The following is a 4083-nucleotide window of genomic DNA, read 5'->3' as shown; positions in this document are numbered from 1 at the left end:
AGCCGTAACGCACCTGATTCCAAGGTTTTGGTGCGTTATGCTGACGCTAACACACCCTACGTATCTTTTCAAAAATCAAATATTAGTCCTATACATGCTTCCGAAAAAAAGTAGCATCTCATTGAGCTACTTTTTAGTATCGTCTTTAATCACTGAGTTTTTACTATATTTAAAAAGTAAAAAAGTGGGCACTGCCCACTCCACAAAAATCTAGCCCTTAACACAAAGAACTTGCTTAAGTGTTGCTACAACTTCAACCAAATCAGCTTGATTTTTCATTACTTGTTCTATAGGTTTATAAGCGCCGGGAATTTCATCTAACACGCCCTCATCTTTGCGGCACTCTACACCATTTGTTTGCTCTATCAAATCATCAAGTGTGTAGACATTTTTTGCCTTATTTCTAGACATCAAACGCCCTGCACCGTGGGAGCAAGAACAGAAGCTGTGAGCATTACCTTTACCCTTAACAATAAAAGACTTTGCCCCCATCGAACCAGGAATAATTCCATAATCTTCAGTCTGGGCGCGGACTGCACCCTTGCGAGTAACGTATACATCCTCACCAAAATGCACTTCTTTCTCGGCGTAATTGTGATGACAATTAACCTGTAATAAAGGTTTAGTTGCCTTTCCACCGACTAAATGCTTCTCAACTATGTGCTTAAAACGCGCCATCATCACATCGCGGTTGACACGCGCATAATTTTGTGACCATTGCAAATCGTGCCAATACGCCTGGAATTCTGGCGTACCAGCGACAAAGTGAGCCAAATCTGGGTCAGGTAATTTATTACCTGCCATTTTTGCTAATTCTCTAGCTGTGTGAATATGACACTGGGCGAGTTTATTGCCGATGTTACGCGAACCAGAATGCAGCATCAGCCACACTTGATTCTCTGTATCGAGACACACTTCAATAAAGTGATTTCCTCCACCGAGAGAACCCATCTGTTTCATTGCTTTACTTTGTAAGTCTTGCACGCCACGATGCAAGTCTTTAAAATCATCCCAGTGTTGCCAGTTGATAACAGATTTTTCAACGTCTTTGTTTTCGTTAAACCCAGTCGGAATTGCAGCTTCAATATCCAGGCGAATTTTCTTCAGTTTACCTTCTAATTGTTCGGCGGTAAATGACGTTTTTATAGCGCTCATCCCACAACCAATATCCACACCAACAGCAGCAGGCATAATTGCTTCTTTGGTCGCAATTACAGAACCCACTAAAGCACCTTTTCCTAAGTGAACATCTGGCATTAATGCCACATGCTTAAACACAAATGGTAGCGATGCTACATTTTTAGCCATCTTGGTTTCGTCTGGGCCTAAAGAGTGATTTGCCCAAGAGAAAACAGGTGCTGGTGTGGTAATTTCTAATTTTTCGTAAGGCATAATTTCTTATATTTTGGATTTAGCTTATGGCACTGATAATTTATCTAAGAATTTTCAGGGTTTGTAGTTAGCACTAAAGACGTTATTACGAACTTGCTTACCTATGAATTTAAACTTGATGTCCTACTAGTTAGTTGTAGCAATTTAAATGTTTTGTGTCCTTCATTTGGTTCGTTCAGTTTTCGTGAAGCTGAAGAACTACTTTTAGAGATTAGCTTGAAGTATACTACAAATGTAATAAGTTAGGTTACAAAAGTCAAGCCCACACCACAGAGAGAAAGCAGATGTTTTCCCGATGTATTAAAATTTGTAAAGAAAATAACTTTGGTCTAAATAGCCGCTTAGAGTTCTGACACAATATGGCAGTGCGTCAAGATACAATCTGGGAACGTTTTTTATCCCCTATAGTGCGCCTTTTGATTGATGAAGACGGGTTACGGCGTTACGCTGATAGGAATTGATTGGGAGAAAGAGAGCGTAGGCGTAGCCCGTCGTAGATATCGCTTCCAACGAGATGATGTCATAATTCCCTTGTCCTACAGCAGTCAAAATTTCCACGGGATTACAGGTGGATATCTCAATTCCAGTGCAGCAGTTACTTATGCTACTGGTAGCATAGATGCAAATATGGGTGCAGCAGGGTTTAAAGCTGTGCGATCGCAGGATGTATAGTGGATAAATCAGGTAACTAGTGGCGTTAAACCGCTCGCAACTGAAAATGTCCGTCGTTATACTCCCACATCAATAGATAATAATGATTTGGAGGGACTTGGATCTCCAGCATTTGGCATAATGGCATGAGTTTAAAGGCAGTTATCTTTGATTTTAATGGTGTCATCATTAACGATGAAGCAATCCACCTGCAACTGATAGATGAGATTCTCGTTGAAGAAAATCTCCAACCCCAAAAGGTGAGTGAGCGTCAAGCTTCTTTAGGACGCAGCGATCGCGCTTGTTTTCAGCAATTACTCGCTAATCGTGGTAGAGTCGCTAACGAAAACTATTTGACTCAGTTGTTGTACCGCAAAGCAGAAGCCTATGTCGTGGAACTAGAGAAAATAGAGAAACTGCCTTTATATCCAGGTGTAGAAGACTTAATATTTCAAGTGCGATCGCGGAATCTGAAATTAGGATTAGTTAGTGACGCGATTCGTAAAGAAATAGAATTGGTACTCCATCGCGCCAAACTAGCCCAACATTTTAAAGTTGTTGTCGCTGGTGATGATATCAACACCAGTAAACCAGAACCTGATGGTTATTTACTGGTAGTAAAACGCTTAAATAAAGAATATCCTGAATTGAACCTTCAACCATACGAGTGTCTGGCAATTGAAGATACCCCAGCAGGTATTGCAGCAGCGAAACGATCGCAAATGCAAGTTGTAGGTGTAGCGAACACTTACCCATTTCACATGCTCCAGCGTTGCTGTAACTGGACTGTTGATTATCTCAGTGATTTGGAATTGGAACGGGTGCAGAAGGTTTATTCCCAAAAAGAGCCTCAACCATCGGCAACTGAATGTTAGAATACTATATGATGATAGTGTATTGAGTTAATGAGTAATATTACTCTTGACTTCGCACCGATTAAGGGGAATTAGCTCAGTTGGTAGAGTGCTGCGATCGCACCGCAGAGGCCATCGGTTCGAATCCGTTATTCTCCATCCGCTCATCGACTCTAACAATAGACAAATGGAGAATAATGGATTCGGGAAAGATTCACTTAATTAATAACTCATAACTTTATTAAAGCCAACCACGCAAACGATAGATAAAAGAACCAATGTACTCTTTTAAAGCGGTGGTAAATTGGTGCAAATTGTCGGTATCAGGTAATAAATTCAGTATAAAGGCTTTGGGAGTGCCACCAAGTTCTTGCAGTTCACCCTGAGTAACTAAAAAGTCAGTGGGTGTAGGAATAGCATTAATTCCTTGACGTTGGAAAATCCGAAGCGATCGCGGCATGTGCATTGCCGAAGTAACTAATAATACCTGTTTAATATTACGAGATTCTAAAATTTTTCGGACATTTACAGCATTTTGATAAGTATTAAGAGATTCAGTTTCCTGAACGATCGCCTCAGATGGAATACCAATAGATGTGAGTATTGTTGCCATATCTGCCGATTCTGGCGAACCGCTACCACGCCAATCAATGCGCCCCCCGCTAAGAATAATTATAGGCGCTTTTTTTTGGCGATATAGTTGGGCGGCATAAATCACGCGATCGCCTGATTCACTTAAATCAACCGTAGGTCTTGGGAAAAAAGCTGATTTAGTTGCGCCACCCAAAACCACAATCGCTTCTGCAACTGGTACTTGAGCGAACGGAAGATTTTGCCATTCTAGCGATCGCACTAATGATTTAGCGATCCAAGCATTACTACAAAATAGCAATAAAGTTAGAGCAAAAGCAATTGCGATCGCCGCCGTGCGCGGTCGTTTCCACAATGTGACTAATGCCACTACCAAACTGATGCAGGCTAATCCGAGTGGATAAAAAAATAGTGGTAGTAACTTGGATAGATATACAAACATATTGAGGATTTAGGGATTGAGTATTTAAGGATTAGAAATTGAGGATTAGCGACTGGGTATTAAGATTAAAATAATTTTTTCCCACCCCAGTCCCCAGTCCCCAGTCCCCAGTCCCCAGTCCCCAGTCCCCAGTCCCCAGTCCCCAGTCCCCAG

General features: G+C 41.3%; 3 protein-coding genes, 1 tRNA gene and 1 pseudogene. 3 read left to right on the top strand and 2 right to left on the bottom strand.

What is annotated here, in order from left to right:
* Nucleotides 1–210: 210 nt before the first annotated feature.
* A complete protein-coding gene (locus V7K55_RS02815; RefSeq protein ID WP_334827965.1) occupies nucleotides 211–1392 on the bottom strand; it encodes an RtcB family protein in 1182 nt (393 codons plus the stop codon).
* Between the two features lie 359 nt (nucleotides 1393–1751).
* Between V7K55_RS02815 and V7K55_RS27435 the strand changes: the two are divergent.
* From V7K55_RS27435 to V7K55_RS02800, 3 genes and pseudogenes are all read left to right on the top strand, one after another.
* Nucleotides 1752–1995, top strand: a pseudogene (locus V7K55_RS27435) (methyltransferase type 11); the annotation flags it as partial.
* 194 nt (nucleotides 1996–2189) lie between these two features.
* Nucleotides 2190–2918, top strand: coding sequence for an HAD family hydrolase (locus V7K55_RS02805; RefSeq protein ID WP_334827963.1), 729 nt, complete (start codon nucleotides 2190–2192; stop codon nucleotides 2916–2918).
* Nucleotides 2919–2983: 65 nt separating this feature from the next.
* A tRNA-Ala gene (locus tag V7K55_RS02800) sits at nucleotides 2984–3056 on the top strand.
* An 82-nt stretch (nucleotides 3057–3138) separates the two neighbouring features.
* Here V7K55_RS02800 and V7K55_RS02795 read toward each other — a convergent pair.
* Nucleotides 3139–3930, bottom strand: coding sequence for a YdcF family protein (locus tag V7K55_RS02795; RefSeq protein ID WP_334827961.1), 792 nt, complete (start codon nucleotides 3928–3930; stop codon nucleotides 3139–3141).
* Nucleotides 3931–4083: the final 153 nt, after the last annotated feature.

The organism is Nostoc sp., assembly GCF_036919895.1.
Classification (GTDB): domain Bacteria; phylum Cyanobacteriota; class Cyanobacteriia; order Cyanobacteriales; family Nostocaceae; genus Nostoc.
Note: the sequence above shows the minus strand (reverse complement) of the source record. Positions and strands in the feature narration are given on the sequence as shown.

Bases quoted from the DNA above. Each gene is read 5' to 3' on its own strand.
- V7K55_RS02795 (WP_334827961.1), bottom strand. From the start codon at position 3,930: ATGTTTGTATATCTATCCAAGTTACTACCACTATTTTTTTATCCACTC.
- V7K55_RS02805 (WP_334827963.1), top strand. From the start codon at position 2,190: ATGAGTTTAAAGGCAGTTATCTTTGATTTTAATGGTGTCATCATTAAC.
- V7K55_RS02815 (WP_334827965.1), bottom strand. From the start codon at position 1,392: ATGCCTTACGAAAAATTAGAAATTACCACACCAGCACCTGTTTTCTCT.